Consider the following 20,284-nt stretch of genomic DNA (forward strand, 5'->3'; position numbering starts at 1 on the left):
GAACGCGGCATACTGGTCACACTTTGTCACGCTCAAGGACCCTGTATGCAGTTGGACCCCCTCAGCGGTTGGTGCAAGGGCATCCGTCATTGCCCTTCGCCCAACTTCAACGAGCGCCCTGCCGGCGAAATCTCGCTGTTGGTGGTGCATAACATCAGCCTGCCCCCCGCGCAGTTTGCCACCGGCAAGGTGCAGGAGTTTTTCCAGAATCGCCTGGATGTCACGGAACATCCCTACTTTGAAGGGATTGCCGACCTACGGGTATCTGCGCATTTTCTGATTGAGCGCGACGGGGCGGTGACGCAGTTTGTCGCGTGCGTCGACCGGGCCTGGCATGCCGGTGTCTCGTCGTTCGAAGGGCGTGAGACGTGCAATGACTTTTCCCTTGGCATCGAGTTGGAGGGCACGGATGACTTGCCGTACACCGACGCCCAATATGCGTCGCTGATCGACCTGACCCGTCAATTGCTGGCAGCGTATCCAGGCATCACCCGCCAACGTATTTGTGGTCATAGCGATATAGCGCCGGGGCGCAAGACCGATCCCGGCCCGGCTTTTGATTGGACGCGCTTTCGCAGCGCCTTGCAGGATGGAGGACACGCACAATGAGTTTCCTGGTATTGGTGCTGGCGGTGTGGATCGAGAAGTTCTCGGCCCTGCGCCAACGATTGCAGCGTGATGGCGGCTGGCTGCGCGAGCTGGCCAGGCTGGAATCGAGCCCGCGCATGGGCAAGCGGCCGTGGCTGATCCTGGCCGCGTTGGTGCTGTTGCCGGTGGCCTTGCTGGCATTGTTGCTGCTGGTGCTGGAACCAGTGGCCTACGGCCTGTTGGCGCTGCCGGTGCACTTGCTGGTGGTGATTTACAGCCTGGGGCGAGGCGATCTGTTGGCCGGGCTCGGGCCGTTTCGTGATGCCTGGCGGCGCGGTGATCTGCAAGCCGCCGAACACGTGGCCGAACGTGACCTGCAACTGGGCGCAGACAGTGGCGAGCAACTGCTTGAACGCGTGCAGGGCCACCTGCTGTGGCAGGCCTATCAGAGCTTTTTTGCGGTAATTTTCTGGTATTTCCTGCTGGGCCCGGTCGCCGCGTTGGCCTACCGCCTGCTGGCATTGGCCAACGAACACAGCAAGAACCCGCTGGTGGCCGAGCGCGCCGGGCAACTGCGTCATGCTTTTGACTGGTTGCCGGTGCGCTTGCTCGCGGCCAGCTTTGCCCTGGTGGGCAACTTCGTTGCCGTCAGCCGCGTGATGCTCCACGAACTACTGAGCTGGGACATCAGCGCCGCGCAACTGGTGGAAAAAGTCGGCCTGGTGGCCGCGGAAATCCCACCGCCGGTGGTGGGGGCCGACGGCATCAACAGCCTGGACCGCTTGTGGGAACTGCTGCTGCGCGCAGCGGTGCTGTGGTATGCCGGCTTCGCGATCTGGACCGTATTGCCATAAACCCGTGTGGGAGCCGGCTTGCTCCCACATTTGTTTTTGCCGCGCGAAACTCTCGTTAACCTTACGTTACAAAACTCCCTTTCAAATTGAGCTATACAGATGCTGGCGTTCTGCCGTCGCCCTGACCTCAATAAAAATAAAAGAAAGGGAGTTCACCCGTGAAGAGCTTGCTCTATCCCGCCGTTGCGCTGATGAATCGCTTGAGCTTCGGCATGAAGTTCAGCCTGATCAGCGTGCTGTTCCTGCTGCCTATGTTGGCCACCAACTATTATCTGGTGCGCGATTCCTGGCGCGAATTCCAGGGCACCCGCGTCGAACTGCAAAGCCTGGATCTGCTCGGCAGCAGCCTGGCCCTGCGCCGCGACCTGGAAACCCTGAACAATCAGGTGCAAATCAACGCGACCCTTGGCCAATCCGGCAAGGCCGGTGACCTGGAGGGCAAGATCAGCGCGTTGGAGCAGAGTGTGCTGAGCCGCCTGCAAAGTCTCAACGCAATGACCACCGATCCCGAACAAATCGTCGTGTTTGACGGCAAGCGCGACGAGCTGATCGCGGCCTTCAAGGCCCAGCAACAGGAAACCTCGCTGCTGAGCAAAAGCGCGCTGATCGGCAAGCTGCTCAACAAAGCGCAGATGCTCAGCCAGATCATCGCCAGCCAATCCGGCTTGAGCCGCGACCCCCAGGGCGATCTGCGCCAACTCAGCGAGCTGATCACCAGTGTCACCCCACAGGTCACCCAGACCCTGGGTGAAGGTCGGGCGATGGGGGCCTACTCCCTCGGCCAGGGCTTTCTCAATTCATCCTCGAGCACGCGCTTCGACGAACTGCTACAGCAGTTGGAAAAACTCCACGGCGAATACGCCTTGAAGCTGCAAGATGCCCTGGGCTCCAGCAAGGCCGCCCACGCCGCGCTCGACAGCCTGGCCACGGCCAGCAACGCCAGCCTCAAGCACGCCAGCGAGTTGTTTGAAGAACAGGTGGTGATGGCCGAAACCCTCGACGCGCCGTGGCAGGGCTTCTATGACAGCGTCAGCCAGTTGATGGCCCTGACCTACCAGCTGGATGAGGCGACCCTGACGTTCCTCGGGCACCAATTGGAGCAACGCCTGGCGCAAAACCGCACGCATATGGTGGTGCTGGTCGCGGCGCTGACGGCGGTGTTTTTGCTGATCTTCTATTTATATGCGGGCTTCTACGCCTCCACCCGCACCACCCTGCGACGCCTCGGCGCGATGATGGACAAGGTGGCCGCTGGTGACATGACCGTCACCTTCGTTGCCCACAGCCGCGACGAACTCGGTGACCTCGGCCAGGTGTTCAACGGCACCGTGGCAAAAATCCATGACCTGATCGAGCGCGTCGGGCACACCGTCAGCCAGGTGGAGCACCAGGCCGGGCAAGTGGAAACGGTATCGGCCCAGAGCAACCAGGCGGTATCCGGCCAGCGCAGCCAGATCGAACAGGTGGCTACGGCGATGAACCAGATGTCGTCCACCGCCCAAGAAGTGGCGCGCAGTGCGGCGGCGGCGGTCAGCAGTGCCCATAGTGTCAATGATGAAACCGTCAGCGGCCGTGGCCTGGTGCAGTCCCAGCAGGGCAGCATCGCGCGCCTGGCCTCGGAGATCGACCAGTCGGTGCGGGTGATCAACCAACTGGCCACCGACAGCCAATCCATCAGCAGCGTGCTGGAAGTGATCAAAAGCATCGCCGAACAAACCAACCTGCTGGCGCTCAATGCCGCCATCGAGGCGGCGCGGGCCGGTGAACAGGGGCGCGGTTTTGCGGTGGTGGCCGATGAGGTACGTACCCTGGCGCGGCGCACCCAGCATTCCACCGAAGAAATCGAGCAGATGATCAGCCGCTTGCACAGCGGTGTCGCCGCTGCGGTGAAAGCCATGGGCAGCAGCCATGAAATGGCGAATGGCACCGTGGAGCAGTCGGAAAAAGTCCAGCAGGCGCTGGAAAATATCCTAGGCGCCGTAGGAATGATCGTTGATCAGAACCAGCAGATTGCCGCCGCCGTGGAGCAACAGACCGCCGTCGCCCATGACATCGACCAGAACATCGTCGAAATCAATCGCGCCGGTGAACACGCGGCCCAGGGCGCCTATCAGACCGAAACCGCGAGCCGGCAACTGTCGATGCAGGTGATCGAGCTGAAGCAGCTGATCGGGGCGTTTCGTGTGTAAGGTCTTGGTGTAGGGTTTTTCTTTTGGGTGTGTGGTGTATGTCCTAATTTGCCTGAGGCTCTTTCCGTGGTGTGTGAGTGGGCGAAACTTCACCTCTCTCACATTCAGGTTTTGGGGACGCACGGCGATGACCACTGCAGTCGGCATCAAAGGGCACTGCGCCCATTGTGACATCACGTTTGAACTCAAGCCTTGGCAGTTGAATGCCATCGCCATCAAGGAACCCTTCGACTGTCCGTATTGCCAGCGGGTCTTGCACCTGAGCTGCCCACGGCAGTTGCGCAAGCTCAGGACGCTGGACCATTGGGCGCTGGTCCACCCGAGCATGATGGTGCTGACCTGCATGGTGCTGATCGTGGCACTGGTGGCGGAGTGGGTCGGGTTGGTCAGCGTGATCGGGCAGCTCAATGTTTCGCTGGTGGTGGTGTTGGTGCATTGCCTGGCATTGCGTTATGCGCGCTACCGGCAGCGGTTGACCCTTAGTCTGGAAGCGGTCAGCCCGGTGCTACCAATGGAACAACTCGCACGCATTGCGTGTGCTCGCCTCAGCCAGCAATAAGGGGCTGATGCCCATCCGCTCGGCCAGGGCGTGGCAAATCTGGGGTAGATGCTCCGGGCTGTTGCGCTGGCCCGGATACATCACGGGCGCCATGTCCGGGGCATCGGTCTCCAGCACCACGCTGTCCAGCGGCAACTGTGCCAGCACCTTATGCATGCGCAGCGCCTGGGGCCAGGTGGCCGCGCCGCCCAGGCCCAGTTTGAAGCCCAGCTTGATGTACTCGCGGGCTTCCTCCCGGCTGCCGGCGAAGGCATGGATGATGCCGCCCCGTGGCAGGCGGATGCGCTTGAGGGTGGCGATCACCGCGGCATGGCTGCGGCGTACGTGCAAAAGCGCCGGCAGCTGGAAGTCCACCGCCAGCTTGAGCTGGGCTTCAAACAGGCTTTGCTGGCGCTCGCGATCCAGTTGTTCGAGGAAGTAATCCAGGCCGATCTCGCCCACCGCACACAGTTGCCGATGGCCGTGCAGGCGCGTGAGCCAATCGCCCAGTTCGGTCAGGTCGGCGGGGCGGTGGTCATCGAGATACACCGGATGCAGGCCAAAGGCTGCGAACAGGCCTTCATCCTCCAGCACCAGATCCCACAACCGCTGCCAATTCTGCTGATACACCCCCAGCAGCACCATGCGCCGCACGCCAAGTGCACGGCTGTGGGCGAGGACGGCGCGGCGATCTTTGTCGAACTCCGCGAAGTCCAGGTGGGTGTGGGTGTCGATCAGCTCCACGCTCAAGCCTCGCGGATACGCTGCTTGAACGTACGGCCGATGGCGTGCACGCCCGGTTGGTACTGCTGCTCTTCAATCGCCGCCAGGGCCAGTTTCAGCGCGGTATCGGCAATCAATGGGTGTTGCTGGGCCATGGCGTTGACCGGCAGCGGCAGGAAGTCCAGCAGTTGCGTATCGCCAAAGGTGCCCAGGCGCAGCGGGCGCGACTTCAACGGGAAGTCATGCAGCGCGTCAAACACACCTTGCAGCAGCACGTAGGAGGTTGTTACCAGCGCGTCAGGCAAATGCCCCAGGCGTTGCAGTAATTGCTCCATCAGCTGTCGGCCACAGTCACGACTGAACGACTCGCCGTGTTCGACGATCACCTCGCCGCTGAAACCCTGCAGCGCTTCACGGAAGCCGGCGGCCCGCTCCTGGCTGATGCTCAGTTCGGGCCGCGCACCGATCAGTGCGATCTGCTTGGGCAGCGGTTGCAGCAGGCTGCCGGTCAGGTGCTGGCAGGCCCGGCGGTCGTCGCTGACCACCGAGCAGAAATCCGCAGTGTCCATCACCCGGTCGATGGCGATCACGGGTAGGCCCTTGGCTTGCAGTTCGCGGTAGCTGTCGTCGCCAGCTGGCAGGCAACTGGCGACAAACAGCGCATCGCAACGGCGGGCGCGAAACAGTTGCAGCAACTGGCGTTCGCTGTCGGCATCATCGTCGGAGCTGGCGATCAACAGTTGATAGCCACGCGCCCGTGCGCCTTGCTCCAGCAGCTTGGCGATGCGTGCGTAACTGGGGTTTTCCAGGTCGGGCAGGATAAAACCCAAGGTGCGCGTATGCCGACTGCGCAACCCGGCAGCCTGGGGGTTGGGCGTAAAGCCATGGGCGTCAACCACGGCCCGCACACGCTCGACGGTGGCGTTGCTGATCCGTTGTTGTTCGGCTTTGCCATTGATGACGTAGCTGGCGGTGGTCACGGACACACCGGCCAGACGTGCAATATCACTGAGTTTCAAACCGGGATTTCCTTGTTTTTTGGAGCGTGCCCCGACATTTTGTCCAATCGTAACCGATTACTGCACACGACCAATGTCCAAGCTCAAGTGCCGAGTGGTTCTTCAAGGATGCTCAATTAACGCGTAATCTGCCATAAATTCTAGATTAAACGTTTCAGCAAGCGTATTTTTACGATCTTCGCTACTGAGTGGCTACTGCCAATTGACTACTCAGTCAGCTATTTTGAAGCGCTATTACCCTGTTTATTCAAAACAATACCTAGTGCGCCCATCGCACTAACTAGGAGAACGGCATGCTTGAGCTCACCCACGAGCAGATTTCCATGGGCCAGGTGGCTGTGGATAAATCTGCAGCCTTGCACCTGCTCGCTGAAAAACTGGTGGCCGACGGCCTGGTCGCCGAGGGTTATCTCAGTGGCTTGCAAGCCCGTGAAGCCCAGGGCTCGACCTTTCTCGGCCAAGGTATTGCGATCCCCCACGGCACCCCCGAAACCCGCGACCAGGTGTTCGCCACCGGCGTGCGCCTGCTGCAGTTCCCCGAAGGGGTGGATTGGGGCGACGGCCAGATCGTCTACCTGGCGATTGGCATCGCGGCCAAATCCGATGAACACCTGCGCCTGTTGCAACTGCTGACCCGGGCCCTCGGTGAGACCGACCTCGGCCAGGCACTGCGCCGTGCCGGTACGGCGCAAGCCTTGCTCAAACTGCTGCAAGGCGCGCCCCAGGAACTGGCGCTGGACGCCCAGATGATCAGCCTGGGCGTGTCCGCCGACGATTTTGAAGAGCTGGTGTGGCGCGGCGCACGCCTGTTGCGCCAGGCCGATTGTGTGAGCAACGGTTTCGCCGCGGTGCTGCAGCAGGTTGATGCGCTGCCCCTGGGCGACGGCCTGTGGTGGCTGCACAGCGAGCAGACGGTCAAGCGTCCGGGCCTGGCGTTTGTCACCCCGGACAAACCGATGCGCTACCTCGGCCAGCCGCTCAACGGCCTGTTCTGCCTGGCCAGCCTCGGCGAAGCCCACCAAGCCTTGCTCGAGCGCCTGTGCGCCTTGCTGATCGAAGGTCGCGGCCAGGAGCTGGGCCGCGCCACCAGCAGCCGCGCCGTCCTCGAAGTCCTCGGCGGTGAACTGCCGCCAGACTGGCCCAACGCCCGCATCACCCTGGCCAACGCCCATGGCCTGCATGCCCGCCCGGCAAAGATCCTCGCGCAACTGGCGAAAAGTTTTGAAGGCGACATCCGCGTGCGCATCGTTGATGGCCCCGTCGGCGCGGTGTCGGTCAAAAGCCTGAGCAAACTGCTGAGCCTCGGTGCTCGTCGCGGCCAGGTGCTGGAATTTGTTGCCGAGCCGACGATTGCCGGCGATGCGCTGCCGGCGTTGCTGGCGGCGGTCGAAGCGGGCCTCGGCGAAGAGGTTGAGCCGCTGCCGACCGTGCGCGCGCCACTGGCTGCTGTCGAGGTCGAACCGGTGCTCAGTGCACCGTCCAGCGGCAGTCAGATCCAGGCCATCGCCGCCGCGCCGGGCATTGCCATCGGCCCGGCGCATATCCAGGTTCAGCAGGTGTTCGACTACCCGCTGCGCGGCGAATCTTCGGCCATCGAGCGCCAGCGCCTGCAAGATGCCCTGGCCGATGTGCGTCGCGACATTCAAGGCTTGATCGAGCGCAGCCAATCCAAGGCCATCCGCGAGATTTTCATCACCCACCAGGAAATGCTCGACGACCCGGAACTCACCGATGAAGTCGACACCCGCCTCAAGCAGGGCGAAAGCGCCGAAGCGGCGTGGATGAGCGTGATCGAAGCCGCCGCCAAACAGCAGGAGTCGCTGCAGGACGCCTTGCTCGCCGAGCGCGCCGCCGACCTGCGTGACATCGGCCGCCGTGTGCTGGCGCAACTGTGCGGCGTCGAAACCGCCAGGGAGCCGAACGAGCCCTACATTCTGGTGATGGACGAAGTCGGCCCCTCCGATGTGGCGCGGCTTGATCCGGCGCGCGTCGCCGGCATCCTCACTGCCCGTGGCGGCGCGACCGCCCACAGCGCCATCGTCGCCCGCGCCCTGGGGATTCCGGCGCTGGTCGGCGCCGGTGCCGGCGTGTTGCTGCTGGCCGCCGGCACGCCGCTGCTGTTGGATGGCCAGCGTGGTCGCCTGCATGTGGACGCCGACGCCGCCACCCTGCAACGTGCCACCGTCGAGCGCGACACCCGCGAACAACGCCTGCAAGCCGCCGCCGCCCAGCGCCATGAACCGGCACTGACCCGCGACGGCCACGCCGTGGAAGTGTTCGCCAACATCGGCGAAAGCGCCGGTGTGGCCAGCGCGGTGGAGCAGGGCGCCGAAGGCATTGGCCTGCTGCGCACCGAATTGATCTTCATGGCTCACCCGCAAGCACCGGACGAAGCCACCCAGGAAGCCGAATACCGCCGTGTACTCGACGGCCTCGGCGGGCGTCCGCTGGTGGTACGCACCCTTGATGTGGGCGGCGACAAACCGTTGCCGTACTGGCCGATTGCCGAAGAAGAAAACCCCTTCCTCGGCGTGCGCGGCATTCGCCTGACCTTGCAACGTCCGCAGATCATGGAAGCGCAACTCAGGGCACTGTTGCGTTCGGCCGACAACCGTCCGCTGCGCATCATGTTCCCCATGGTCGGCAGCGTCGACGAATGGCGCGCCGCCCGCGACATGACCGAGCGCCTGCGCCTGGAAATCCCGGTGGCCGACCTGCAACTGGGGATCATGATCGAAGTGCCGTCCGCCGCCTTGCTCGCGCCGGTGCTGGCCAAGGAAGTCGACTTCTTCAGCGTCGGCACCAATGACCTGACCCAATACACCCTGGCCATCGATCGCGGCCACCCGACCCTGTCGGCCCAGGCCGATGGCCTGCACCCGGCGGTGCTGCAACTGATCGACATCACCGTGCGTGCGGCCCATGCCCATGGCAAATGGGTCGGCGTGTGCGGCGAGCTGGCGGCGGACCCGTTGGCGGTGCCGGTGCTGATCGGCCTGGGGGTGGATGAGTTGAGCGTATCGGCGCGCAGCATTGCCGAAGTGAAGGCGCGGGTGCGTGAATTCAGTCTGAGCGAGGCCCAGGGCCTGGCGCAAAAAGCGCTTGCGGTGGGTTCGCCCGCCGAAGTGCGTGCCCTTGTGGAGGCCGTGTAAATGGCAAGGATTCTGACCCTGACGCTGAACCCGGCGTTGGACCTGACGGTGCGCCTGGCGCGCCTGGAACCGGGCGAAGTCAATCGCAGTGACAACGTGCTGACCCACGCCGCTGGCAAGGGCGTGAATGTGGCGCAGGTGTTGGCCGACCTGGGGCATTCGGTAAGCGTGGGCGGTTTCCTCGGCGAGGCAAATCCCCAGGCATTCAACGCCCTGATCGCCCGCCGTGGTTTTGGTGATGCGTTTATCCGCGTGGCGGGTGAAACCCGCAGCAATATCAAGATCGCCGAACAGGACGGCCGGATCACTGACATCAACGCACCGGGGCCGTTTGTGGATGAGCGGGCGCAAAAGGAACTGCTCAAGATGGTCGAGATCATCGGCCCTGAATTCGATGCGGTGGTGGTCGCTGGCAGTCTGCCGCGCGGTGTCAGCCCACAGTGGTTTCACGGTTTGCTGGTAACCCTGAAAAACCTCGGTTTGAAAGTTGCCCTCGACACCAGCGGCGAAGCGTTGCGCGCCGGTTTGCAGGCGGGCCCGTGGTTGGTCAAACCCAACACCGAGGAACTGGCCGAGGCGCTGGGCAACGCCAGCGATGCCATCAGCCAATTGCATCGATTGGGCGTGGAACACGTGGTGGTGTCCGATGGTGCGGCCGGTGTGAACTGGTACCGCCCTGGCACCGCGCTGCATGCCACGCCGCCCAAGGTCACTGTCGCCAGTACCGTGGGCGCGGGCGACTCGCTGCTCGCCGGGATGCTCCACGGTTTGCTCAGTGGCGACACACCCGAGCAGACCCTGCGCCGCGCCACGGCGATTGCTGCGATGGCGGTGACACAGATCGGTTTTGGCATCAGCGATGACGCGCAGCTGGCGCATCTCGAAAGTGGCGTCGATGTACGCGCGCTGACAGAACAATAAGAGGGTTTTTCATGAAGTTAGCCATTGTTACTGCCTGCCCCAACGGCATGGTCACCAGTGTGCTGTGCGCCCGCTTGTTGGACGCCGCCGCGCAACGCCAGGGCTGGAGCACCAGCGTCGAAGTGGTCGACGTGCAGCGCCCGGAACGCCAGTTGTCCCAGGCGATCATCGACGATGCCGAGTGGGTGCTGCTGGTCAGCAGCGCGCCGGTGGACATGCAGCGGTTCGTCGGCAAGCGTGTGTTCCAGAGCACGCCGGCCCAGGCGCTGGCGGATGTCGAGGCGGTGTTGCGCCGGGGTGCCGAAGAGGCGGTGGTGTATGTTGCCGCTGAACAGGCCACGCCGAATGCGCCACGCATCGTCGCGGTCACCGCGTGCCCAACCGGCGTGGCCCACACGTTCATGGCCGCCGAGGCCTTGCAGCAAACCGCCAAGCGCCTGGGTTATGACCTGCAGGTCGAGACTCAAGGCTCGGTGGGCGCCCGCACGCCGTTGAGCCCGGAGGCCATCGCCAATGCCGATGTGGTGTTGTTGGCCGCCGACATCGAAGTCGCCACCGAGCGCTTCGCCGGCAAGAAGATCTACCGTTGCGGCACCGGCATTGCCCTCAAGCAGTCCGAGTCGATTCTGAACAAGGCCCTGGCCGAAGGCGTGGTGGAAAGCAACGCCAGCGCGACGGTTGCCAAGTCGGAAAAGACCGGGGTGTACAAGCACCTGCTCACCGGCGTGTCGTTCATGTTGCCGATGGTGGTGGCGGGCGGGTTGTTGATCGCGTTGTCGTTTGTGTTCGGTATCCACGCGTTTGAACAGGAAGGCACGCTGGCTGCCGCGCTGAAAACCGTCGGCGACCGCGCCTTCATGCTGATGGTGCCGTTGCTCGCGGGCTACATCGCCTACTCGATTGCCGACCGTCCCGGCATCGCCCCCGGCATGATCGGCGGCCTGCTGGCAGGCACCTTGGGCGCCGGTTTTATCGGCGGGATTTTCGCCGGTTTCCTTGCGGGGTATTGCGTCAAGCTGATCACCCGTGCGGTGAAATTGCCCCAGAGCCTGGAGGCGCTCAAGCCGATCCTGATCATCCCGCTGCTGGCGAGCCTGTTCACCGGGCTGGCGATGATCTACCTGGTCGGCCCGCCCGTGGCGCGCATGCTGGTGGGCCTGACCGATTTTCTCAGCACCATGGGCACTACCAATGCGGTGCTGCTGGGCATCCTGCTCGGCGGCATGATGTGTGTCGACTTGGGGGGGCCGATCAACAAGGCGGCGTATGCGTTTTCCGTCGGCCTGCTGGCCGCCCACAGCGGCGCACCGATGGCCGCGACCATGGCTGCCGGCATGGTGCCGCCGATTGGCATGGGCATCGCTACGTTCCTGGCGCGGCGCAAGTTTGCCCAGACCGAACGCGAGGCAGGCAAGGCGGCGATGATCCTGGGCATGTGCTTTATCTCCGAAGGCGCGATCCCGTTTGCCGCCAAGGACCCGCTGCGCGTGATCCCGGCGAGCATGGCCGGTGGCGCGTTGACCGGCGCGTTGTCGATGTATTTCGGCTGCGTACTGGCGGCGCCCCACGGTGGGTTGTTTGTGTTGATCATCCCGAATGCGATGAACCATGCGTTGCTGTATTTGCTGGCGATTGTGGCGGGGAGTGTGTTGACTGGGTTGGTGTATGCGGTGATCAAGCGGCCGGAAGTGGTCGAGTTGTCGGTCGCACCTGTTAAAGCCTGACGCAGTCTAAAACGGTGGGAGCGGGCTTGCTCGCTCCCACCGTTTGATCTTCATTGATCGCAAGGCCTGTGTCATATCCGCTTCATCCCTGCATGTTTAAGTTGCCCTTTTGATATTCAAGAGGGCACCTGCATGAGCCACTTCGATCTCGGCCGTCGCCGCGTGATGCAAGCCGTCGGCGCCGGGTTGTTGCTGCCGGGCCTGGCGCCGGCGGTGATCGCTTCGGTCAAGGACCGCCCGCAACTCACCGATGGCGTGCAGTCCGGCGACCTGCTTGGCGACCGGGCGATGATCTGGAGCCGCAGCGACCGCCCGGCACGGATGGTGGTGGAGTGGGACACCCGCAGCACGTTCGGCAACCCGCGCAAATCCATCTCGCCCCTGGCCGACCATCGCAGCGACTTTACCGCCCGCGTCGAACTCACCGGGCTGCCCGCCGACCAGGCGATCTTCTATCGCGTGCACTTCGAAGACGCCCAGACCGGTGTCGCCAGCGAACCCTGGTTCGGCCACCTGCGCAGCGTGCCGCAACAGCGGCGCGACATCCGTTTTGTATGGAGCGGCGATACCGTTGGCCAAGGCTTCGGCATCAACCCGGACATCGGCGGCATGCGCATCTATGAAGCCATGCGCCTGCGCCTGCCGGACTTCTTTATCCACAGCGGCGACACCATCTACGCCGACGGCCCGGTGCCCGCGCAGCTCGCGGTGGAGGGCGGACGCGTGTGGCGCAACATCACCAGCGAAGCCAAAAGCAAAGTCGCCGAGACCCTCGATGACTATCGCGGCAATTACCGCTACAACCTGCTGGATGAAAACGTGCGCCGCTTCAATGCCGAGGTGCCGCAGATCTGGCAGTGGGACGACCATGAGGTGGTGAACAACTGGTCGCCGAGCAAGCAGCTCGATGAGCGCTACCAGACCAAGGACATCAACACCTTGGTGAGCCGTGCCCGCCAGGCGTGGCTGGAATATTCGCCGATGCGCCGGCAGAGCGCCGACGGCGGCGGGCGGATTTATCGCAAGCTCGGCTACGGGCCGTTGCTGGATGTATTTGTGCTGGACATGCGCAGCTATCGCGGGCCCAACGATGACAACCTGGGCGGCGAAAAAGCCTTCATGGGCCGTGAGCAGCTGGACTGGCTCAAGCGCGAACTCAAGGCGTCCACGGCGCAGTGGAAAGTCATCGCCGCCGACATGCCGATTGGCCTGGGCGTGCCGGATGGAGAGGTCAGCCCGGGCGTGCCGCGCTGGGAAGCGATCGCCAACAATGACCCCGGCGCACCGCAAGGGCGTGAGCTGGAGATCGCCGAGTTACTCGGTTTTTTAAGGGCGCAGAAGGTGCGCAACCATGTGTGGCTGACCGCCGATGTGCACTACTGCGCGGCGCATCACTACCACCCGGACCGGGCGGCGTTCCAGGATTTCGAACCGTTCTGGGAGTTTGTCGCGGGGCCGCTGAATGCTGGCAGCTTTGGGCCCAATCCGTTGGATAAAACCTTTGGGCCAGAAGTGGTGTTCGAGAAAGCACCACCGGCGCAGAACACCTCGCCGTTTGCGGGATTCCAGTTTTTTGGCGAGGTGCAGATTGATGGGCAGACGGCGGAGTTGACGGTGATCTTGCGGGATCTGGATGGCGTGTCAGTGTTCCAGCAAAAACTCCAACCCACCTGATTTGAAACGCGGTTAAACCTGTGGGAGCGGGCTTGCTCGCGAAAGCGGTGGATCGGTGAAATAGGTGTCGACAGAAACACCGCCTTCGCGAGCAAGCCCGCTCCCACACAAGCCCGCTCCCACATGGGGACTTTGGCGCCTAAGAGGTCAGTACACGTCGCGACGGTAACGGCCCTGTTCGATCAACCGCTCCACGGCGTCACTGCCCAGAATATCCGCCAGCGCCTGATCCACCCCGGCCGCCATGCCCTGCAAACTGCCGCACACATAAATCGCCGCACCCTCGGCCAGCCACTTGCGCAGCACATCCGCCGATTCGCGCAGGCGGTCCTGCACGTAGATCTTTTCCGCTTGATCGCGGGAAAACGCCAGGTCCAGCAGCGCCAGATCCCCACTCGCCAGCCAGCCTTGCAGCTCGTCCTGGCAGAAGTAGTCGTGGGCGATGTTGCGCTCGCCGAACAGCAGCCAGTTGCGCTGCTGGCCGTCGGCAATGCGTGCCTTGAGCAGGCTGCGCAGGCCGGCGAGGCCGGTGCCGTTGCCCAGCAGGATCAGCGGCACCGGCGCGTCGGGTAGGTGGAAGCCGCTGTTGCGGCGCAGGCGCAGGCTGATGGCCGAGCCGAGGGCCGCGTGTTCGGTGAGCCAGCCACTCGCCAAACCGAGGCTGCCGTCGGGGTGGCGTTCCTGGCGCACGATCAGCTCCAGCACGCCATCGCTGGCAATCGAAGCAATGGAGTATTCGCGCATGCCCAGGGGCACCAGCGCGTTGACCAGTGCCTGGGCGTGCAGGCCGACCAGATGGGCGCGATGGGTCGGCAGTTGGCGGGTGGCCAGGGCCTGATCGAGGGTGTGCGCGAGGTCGTCGATCAACACGCCGTCGCTGCCGCTCAGGCCGAGGCCTTCGAGGAAGTGTTCGATGGCCCACGGGCAATTGCGCGGCAGCACTTCCACCAGGTCGCCCGCCAGCCAGGTTTGCGGCGATGGCGGGGTGAGGCCCAGCAGGTAGACGCTGGCGCCGACGCTGTCGCGGTTGAGCAGGGTGCGTTGGCTCAGGGTCCAGTTTTCGTACTGCGCCGTTGGCCAGGCGGTGGTGGGGGCGTGGCCGGTCAGTTCGCCGAGTTGCTGGTGCCAGTGGCGCAGGGCGGCGGTGTCGCCGCTGTCGACTTCAACCGGGGCGAACAGCGCGTTGCCGCCCTGATTGGTCAGCCAGAAATGCAGGCGCCGGGCGAACCCACAGAAGTGTTGGTACTGCCGATCACCCAGGGCCAGCACCGAGTAGTTCAGGCCCTTGAGAGACAGGTCCTGGCCGAGCACGCTGCGCTCGAAACCACGGGCGCTGTCGGGCGCTTCACCGTCGCCGAAGGTGCTGACCACGAACAGCGCGTTTTCGGACTGACGCAGGTCGTCCTGGCTGACGCTGCCCAGGGGCTGCACCTTCACTGGCAGCCCGGCGGCCTGCAATTGGCCGGCGGTCTGCCAGGCCAGTTGCTCGGCGAACCCGCTCTGGCTGGCAAAGCCGATCAGCCATGCCGGGGCCTCGCTGCTGTTGGCGCCGAGGTCTTTGCGCGCATCACGCACCTGGCGTTTTTTGCGGCGGCGGTCGAGGTACAGCAGCCAGCCGGTGATAAAGAACAACGGCATCAGCAGCGAGCTGACGGTGAGAATAATCCGCCCTGCCAGGCCGAAATAGCTGCCGGTATGCAGGGCGTAAACGCTGGTCAGCAGTTGGGAACCGAGGGTCTTGCTGGCGTAGCGGTCGTGGGATTTGACCTCGCCACTGGCCGGGTCCAGGTTGATCTGGTTCAGCGCGCGGTCGTGGGGCGAGTCCTGCAGCAGGTAGTAGACAGTGGCCGGTTGCCCGGCAACGGCTGGCATGCGGATGTTGTAGGCGCTCAAGCCGGGACCGGCGCGACTGTAGATGCTGCTCCACAGCGCGTCGTAGTTGGCGATTGGCGCCGGGCCAGCGGGTGGCGGGCCGCGCTTGCGCATGCGCTCGTTCTGCGGCGCGTCGGAGAGCAGTTTGGTCAGGCCCTGGTTGTACCAGTCGTAGGACCAATACAGGCCGGTCAGCGCCGCCAGCAGGTAGGCCAGCAGGCACCACGTGCCAAATACCGAGTGCAGGTCCCAGTTGAAGCTGCGGCCCTTTTTGCGCCAGTCCAGCGTCAGCCATACCCGCCAGTTCGCCACTTGGCGCGGCCAGCGCAGGTACAGCCCGGACAGGCAGAAGAACACCAGGATCAGCGTGCACGCGCCGGTGATGTTGCGCCCGGTGTCGCCCATCACGAGGAAACGGTGAAATTGCAGCAGGAAGCCGAACACGTCCTGGCCGACGGCGTCGCCCATGTAGGCGCCGGTGTACGGATCGAAATAGCGCATCTGCCCGCGGCGCTCGCCCGGTGGCGGGGTGAAGAACACGCGTGCGGCATTGCCGCTATCGTTTTCCACCCAGAGCATGGAGACGGTCTTGCCTTCGGTGGCTTCGAGCTTGCGCACGAGTTCGGCGGGCGGCAGCACACCGGCTTCGCGTTTTTCCACGCTCAGTACCGTGGGGTTGAGCGCGCGCAGGATTTCATCCTGGAACGACACTGCAGCCCCGGTGATCCCCATCAAGGCCAGCACCAGCCCGGCGCTGATGCCGAAGAACCAGTGCAACTGGAACAGGGTTTTCTTCAACACGTCTGACCGCCTCGTCTATCTGGGTATGTAGGACACGGCGCGCATTATGCCGTGGCTTGTCGAGAAACATTCTGTTCAACACGCAAAAGCCCCACGCATCCGATGCGTGGGGCTTTGTGCTGCGTGAGGCTGTTGCTTAGAAGTGGAAGTTGGTGGACAGCAACGCCGTGCGCCCGGCCGCCTGGTTGGCGAAGTGCGAACCGTAGGCCTTGTCGTAGTAGGTCTTGTCGGTCAGGTTCTGCACGTTCAGTTGCAGGTCGACGTTCTTGGTCAGCTTGTAGCTGGCCATGGCGTCGTAGCGGGTGTAGGACGGTACGTAAACCGTGTTGCCCGCGTCGCCGTAAACATCGTCGACATAGAACGCACCGCCGCCGACGGTCAGTTTTGGGGTGATGGCGTAGGTGGTCCACAGGCTGAACGAGTTTTCCGGGGTGTTCGGCATCTGGTTGCCTTTGTTCGAACCCGTGGTGACGACGCCCTGACGGTTGCCGTTCTTGCCAGGATCAACCAGCTCGGCTTTCAGGTAGCTGTAGCCGGCGAACACTTGCCATTGCTCGGTGATCTTGCCGCTGGCTGTCAGTTCCAGGCCGTCGACGCGAGACTCACCGGCGGTTTGGTAGGTGTTGGAATCCACCAGGATGCGGGTGTTTTTCTTCTCGGTACGGAACACCGCCGCCGACAGGGACAGGCGGTTGTGGAACAGGTCCCACTTGGTGCCCAGTTCGTAGTTGACGGTTTCTTCCGGCTTCATGTCGCTGGTGTTGATGCCGGTCGGAATCGCGTTGCTGTCGACGCCTTCACCGACCAGGCCGCCGGCCGGCGATGCCGAGGTGGCGTAGGAGGTGTAGATGCTGCCGTTTTCCAGCGGTTTCCAGACCAGGCCGGCCTGCCAGTTGAAGAATTGGCTGTCGTCCTTGACCTTGGTACGCCCGGTGGTGGCATTGGTGTTGGCTTCGGTGTCGAAGGTGTCGTAGCGCAGGCCAACGTTCAGCAGCCATTTCGGGTCTAGCTCGATGGTGTCGAACACGTAGGCGGCGCGGCTGGTGGCCTTGGTGTTGGTGCCCATGTAGTTGCGAGCGGTGGCGCCGGTCCAGGCGTCGTCCGGGTTCGGGTTGCCCAGGGAGGTGCAACTGCCGCCGCTGTTGCCGACCATGCCAGGCGTGCAACCGTTGGGCGTCGGGTTGGCGTTCGGCGTCACGGTGTAACCACTGACGCGGGTTTCTTCACCCGTGAACTCCAGGCCGGTGGAGTAGCTGTGCTTGAAGCCCAGGGCCTGGAAGCTGCCGAACAGGTCGGTCTGGTTGGTGGTGGTCGTGGTGGTGGAGACGCGGGTGTTGGCACGACGCCATACGGTGCCGTATTTGTTGACGTTGAGCTTGCTGTCGTCCGGCTGGGTGAGGATGTAGTCCTGGCCGGTGCTGCCATGACGCAGGGTGTTTTTCAGCGTCATGCTGTCGCTCAGATCGTGCTCGATGGAGATCGTGCTGATGTCGGCGCGGGTCTTGCGGAAGTCGCGATCCTTGAGGCCATAGAAGTTGCTGCTGTCGCCGCCGTCGGTGGGTTTGTCATGGCCATGGGTGGTGGCGCTTGCCGAGCCATAACCGTACGGAATGCCCGAATCCGGCAGGTCGTTGCTTTCCATGTGGTAGTAGCTGAGGTTGACGCGGGTCGGGGTGCCCAGGCCAAAGGTCAGCGACGGGGCCACGCCCCAACGGTCGTAGTTGACCGCGTCGCGGCCGGCGACGTTTTGTTCGTGGCTCATCAGGTTCAGGCGGAACGCGGCGCTGTCGTCGAGGAACTGGCGGTTGACGTCAAGCACATAGCGGCGGGTCTGGTCGGAGCCGTAGGTGAAGCCGCCGTTGGTGAAGTCCCGCGCTTGTGGGGTCTTGCTGACCAGATTGAGGCTGCCACCGGCCGAACCACGACCGCCGAACGAGGAGTTCGGGCCTTTGCTGACTTCAATCGACTCAATGTCGAAAATCTCACGGCTCTGGCCGCCAGTGTCGCGCACGCCGTCGAGGTAGGTGTCGCCCTGGGCGTCGAAGCCACGGATGAATGGACGGTCGCCCTGGGGGTTGCCGCCTTCTCCCGCGCCGAAGGTGATGCCCGGTACGGTGCGCAAGGCATCTTGCAGCGAGGTGGCGCCAGTGTCCTTGAGGACTTGCTGTGGCACCACGGTGACCGAACGCGGGGTGTCTACCAGCGGCGCGGTGTACTTCTGCGACGAGGCTTTTTCGACCTGGTAGGAGGTCTGGTCCTGTTCTTCGCCGGTGATGCTGGTGGCGCCCAGGGAGATGGTGTTGCGCTCGCCTTTTTGTTCAGTGTCTTCGGCCGCTTGCGCCAATTGGGCGGCAGAGCTGGCGGTAAGCGCGACGCCGATGGCCGAAGCCAGCAGGCGCGGTGAACTGGCAGGTGTTTTTATTGAAGTGCGCGACATGACGTGTCCTTTCCCCAAGGATGTGAGGCGGCGGAATATAGGGTGAACACGACTTTCTATCAATTGCGATACATTGCTAATTGCATTGAATTTACATTCTTTACACTTTTTGCTTACGGTTTTTACGATCTCATCCGTCCACGGCGTTTTACAGGCTTGATAAGAATCAATACCATTGGCGCCTCTCTGCATTCAGGTACTGCCCATGTTGCTGCACATCCCCGGCCTGTTCTCTCGCGAGGAAGTGCAGCGCATTCGCCAAGCCCTGGAAAGCACCGATTGGGCCGACGGTAAAATCACCGCCGGGCACCAGTCCGCCAAGGCCAAGCACAACCTGCAATTGCCCGAAGGCCACCCGCTGGCCAAGGAAATCGGCGCGGCGATGCTTGAGCGCTTGTGGAAAAACCCGCTATTTATGTCAGCGGCGTTACCGCACAAGGTCTTCCCGCCGCTGTTCAACTGCTACACCGCCGGCGGCAGTTTCGATTTCCATATCGACAACGCCGTGCGCCAGGCCCGGGGTAGTTTTGAACGGGTGCGTACCGATTTGTCGTCCACCTTGTTCTTCAGCGACCCGGAGGAATATGACGGCGGCGAGCTGGAGATCCAGGACACTTTTGGCCTGCAACGGGTAAAACTGCCGGCCGGCGACATGGTGCTGTACCCCGGTTCCAGCCTGCACAAAGTCAACGCCGTGACCCGTGGCGCACGCTACGCCTCGTTTTTCTGGACCCAAAGCCTGGTGCGCGAAGACAGCCAGCGCACCCTGCTGTTTGACATGGACGGCGCGATCCAGCAATTGACCGCCGATGTGCCTGACCATCCGGCGCTGATCCAGCTCACCGGCACTTATCACAACCTGTTGCGCCGCTGGGTCGAGGTCTGACATGGGCTTCTTGCTGCGTCGCGAAGAAGTGCTCAACGTCGAACAACTGCAATCGATGCTCGACGATTCCCCGGTACGCGCCGCCCAGGCGATCCTGATGGCGGCGAAAGAAGGCGTGGTGGATGCCCAGGCGCTGCTCGGGCAAATCCTGCTGGAAGGCCGAGGCATTGCGCGGGATGAAGCGCTGGCGCTGTGTTGGTTCCGGATCGCGGCTCAGGGCGGGCACCTGATGGCGCGCAATATGGCCGGGCGGTGTCTGGAACATGGTTGGGGCTGCGCGGCGGATGAAGCGGCAGCTGCGCGGGAATACCGCAAGGGCGCCGAGGCCGGGCTGGATTGGGCCCAATACAACTACGCCAATCTGCTGGCGACCGGACGCGGTGTTGCAGAGGATCAATCGCAAGCGCTGAGTTTTTATCGCCGGGCAGCTGAGCAAGGTCACGCCAAATCGATGAACCTGCTGGGGCGTTATCTGGAAGACGGCCGCTTCTGTGCACGGGATCTGGAGGCTGCCGTGGATTGGTATCGCCGTTCAGCCGAAGGCGGAGATTTTCGCGGGCAGTTCAGCTACGCGGCGGTGCTGGCGGACAGCGGCCAGGTCGATGCGGCGCTGGAGTGGTTGCGCAAGGCATTGGCGGGGGGCAATTTGAAGTTTTTACGCACGGCGTGCAAGGCATTGGCTGCGGCGAATGATACGCAGATTCGCGCAATGGCCGATGCATACGAGGCGCGTGCTACACAGCTAACTCTGTAAACACCGGCTGTGGCGAGGCAGGCATAACCGGAACACCTGTTACAGCGCATCGATGAGCGCGTGCAAAAGGACCATCGCTACGCCTCGCGACCAGGCTTTTTGGCGACGGCGGCGTTGCGTGAGTTATCGGCTTAGCGGAAACAAAAAAGCCC

14 protein-coding genes and 1 pseudogene are annotated in these 20,284 nt (G+C 63.2%); 11 read left to right on the forward strand and 4 right to left on the reverse strand.

From position 1 onward, the window contains the following. Window positions 1-45 precede the first annotated feature (45 nt). The 4 genes from ampD to PSH81_RS04110 all read left to right on the forward strand — a co-directional run bounded on the left by ampD (window position 46) and on the right by PSH81_RS04110 (window position 4,190). A complete protein-coding gene (ampD, locus tag PSH81_RS04095) occupies window positions 46-609 on the forward strand; it encodes a 1,6-anhydro-N-acetylmuramyl-L-alanine amidase AmpD (protein ID WP_192297736.1) in 564 nt (187 codons plus the stop codon). After that, complete coding sequence (ampE, locus tag PSH81_RS04100; protein WP_192297735.1) at window positions 606-1,442, forward strand: regulatory signaling modulator protein AmpE; 837 nt, start codon at window positions 606-608, stop codon at window positions 1,440-1,442. The genes ampD and ampE overlap by 4 nt, the downstream gene beginning before the upstream one ends. Before the next feature lie 1,484 nt (window positions 1,443-2,926). Further along, entirely contained in the window at window positions 2,927-3,631 is a 705-nt protein-coding gene (locus tag PSH81_RS27445; protein ID WP_370694906.1) for a methyl-accepting chemotaxis protein, read from the forward strand. Between the two features lie 127 nt (window positions 3,632-3,758). Then, window positions 3,759-4,190 (forward strand): hypothetical protein, encoded by a 432-nt coding sequence (locus PSH81_RS04110; RefSeq protein ID WP_226456511.1) that lies wholly within the window; start codon window positions 3,759-3,761, stop codon window positions 4,188-4,190. Here the strand turns inward: PSH81_RS04110 and PSH81_RS04115 are convergent. Then, complete coding sequence (locus PSH81_RS04115; RefSeq protein WP_305392059.1) at window positions 4,137-4,913, reverse strand: TatD family hydrolase; 777 nt, start codon at window positions 4,911-4,913, stop codon at window positions 4,137-4,139. The two genes, PSH81_RS04110 and PSH81_RS04115, sit on opposite strands and share 54 nt — an antisense overlap. A gap of 2 nt (window positions 4,914-4,915) precedes the next feature. Beyond that, window positions 4,916-5,911: a catabolite repressor/activator gene (gene cra, locus PSH81_RS04120; protein WP_305392060.1), complete on the reverse strand. Its 996-nt coding sequence runs from the start codon at window positions 5,909-5,911 to the stop codon at window positions 4,916-4,918. A 293-nt stretch (window positions 5,912-6,204) separates the two neighbouring features. On the opposite strand from cra, the gene ptsP reads away from it, so the two are divergent. The 4 genes from ptsP (at window position 6,205) to PSH81_RS04140 (ending at window position 13,382) form a co-directional block, all read left to right on the forward strand. Beyond that, window positions 6,205-9,063 carry a phosphoenolpyruvate--protein phosphotransferase gene (ptsP, locus tag PSH81_RS04125; protein WP_192297730.1) on the forward strand — a complete coding sequence of 953 codons (2,859 nt, stop codon included), beginning with the start codon at window positions 6,205-6,207 and terminating at the stop codon, window positions 9,061-9,063. Next, window positions 9,064-9,984 carry a 1-phosphofructokinase gene (gene pfkB / locus PSH81_RS04130; protein ID WP_305392061.1) on the forward strand — a complete coding sequence of 307 codons (921 nt, stop codon included), beginning with the start codon at window positions 9,064-9,066 and terminating at the stop codon, window positions 9,982-9,984. 11 nt (window positions 9,985-9,995) lie between these two features. Next, window positions 9,996-11,708 (forward strand): PTS fructose-like transporter subunit IIB, encoded by a 1,713-nt coding sequence (locus PSH81_RS04135; RefSeq protein WP_226456503.1) that lies wholly within the window; start codon window positions 9,996-9,998, stop codon window positions 11,706-11,708. 132 nt (window positions 11,709-11,840) lie between these two features. Further along, window positions 11,841-13,382: an alkaline phosphatase gene (locus PSH81_RS04140; protein WP_305392062.1), complete on the forward strand. Its 1,542-nt coding sequence runs from the start codon at window positions 11,841-11,843 to the stop codon at window positions 13,380-13,382. 147 nt (window positions 13,383-13,529) lie between these two features. On the opposite strand, the gene PSH81_RS04145 is transcribed toward PSH81_RS04140, so the two are convergent. Next, on the reverse strand, window positions 13,530-16,055 hold the full coding sequence (locus PSH81_RS04145; RefSeq protein ID WP_305392063.1) for a sulfite reductase flavoprotein subunit alpha: 2,526 nt from the start codon (window positions 16,053-16,055) through the stop codon (window positions 13,530-13,532). Between the two features lie 136 nt (window positions 16,056-16,191). After that, the gene (locus tag PSH81_RS04150) at window positions 16,192-18,492 is read right to left on the reverse strand and encodes a TonB-dependent siderophore receptor (RefSeq protein ID WP_226456499.1); all 2,301 of its coding nucleotides are present in this window, start codon (window positions 18,490-18,492) and stop codon (window positions 16,192-16,194) included. A 205-nt stretch (window positions 18,493-18,697) separates the two neighbouring features. Here PSH81_RS04150 and PSH81_RS04155 point away from each other — a divergent pair, with 205 nt between their 5' ends. The 3 genes and pseudogenes from PSH81_RS04155 to PSH81_RS04165 form a co-directional block, all read left to right on the forward strand. Further along, window positions 18,698-19,378 carry a Fe2+-dependent dioxygenase gene (locus PSH81_RS04155; protein WP_305392064.1) on the forward strand — a complete coding sequence of 227 codons (681 nt, stop codon included), beginning with the start codon at window positions 18,698-18,700 and terminating at the stop codon, window positions 19,376-19,378. A 1-nt stretch (window position 19,379) separates the two neighbouring features. Then, window positions 19,380-20,132, forward strand: a complete 753-nt coding sequence (locus PSH81_RS04160; protein WP_305392065.1) for a tetratricopeptide repeat protein — start codon at window positions 19,380-19,382, stop codon at window positions 20,130-20,132. A 27-nt stretch (window positions 20,133-20,159) separates the two neighbouring features. After that, window positions 20,160-20,267 (forward strand): annotated as a pseudogene (locus PSH81_RS04165) (type II toxin-antitoxin system HicB family antitoxin); the annotation flags it as partial. Between the last annotated feature and the right edge of the window lie 17 nt (window positions 20,268-20,284).

The organism is Pseudomonas sp. FP2335 (assembly GCF_030687535.1).
Classification (GTDB): domain Bacteria; phylum Pseudomonadota; class Gammaproteobacteria; order Pseudomonadales; family Pseudomonadaceae; genus Aquipseudomonas.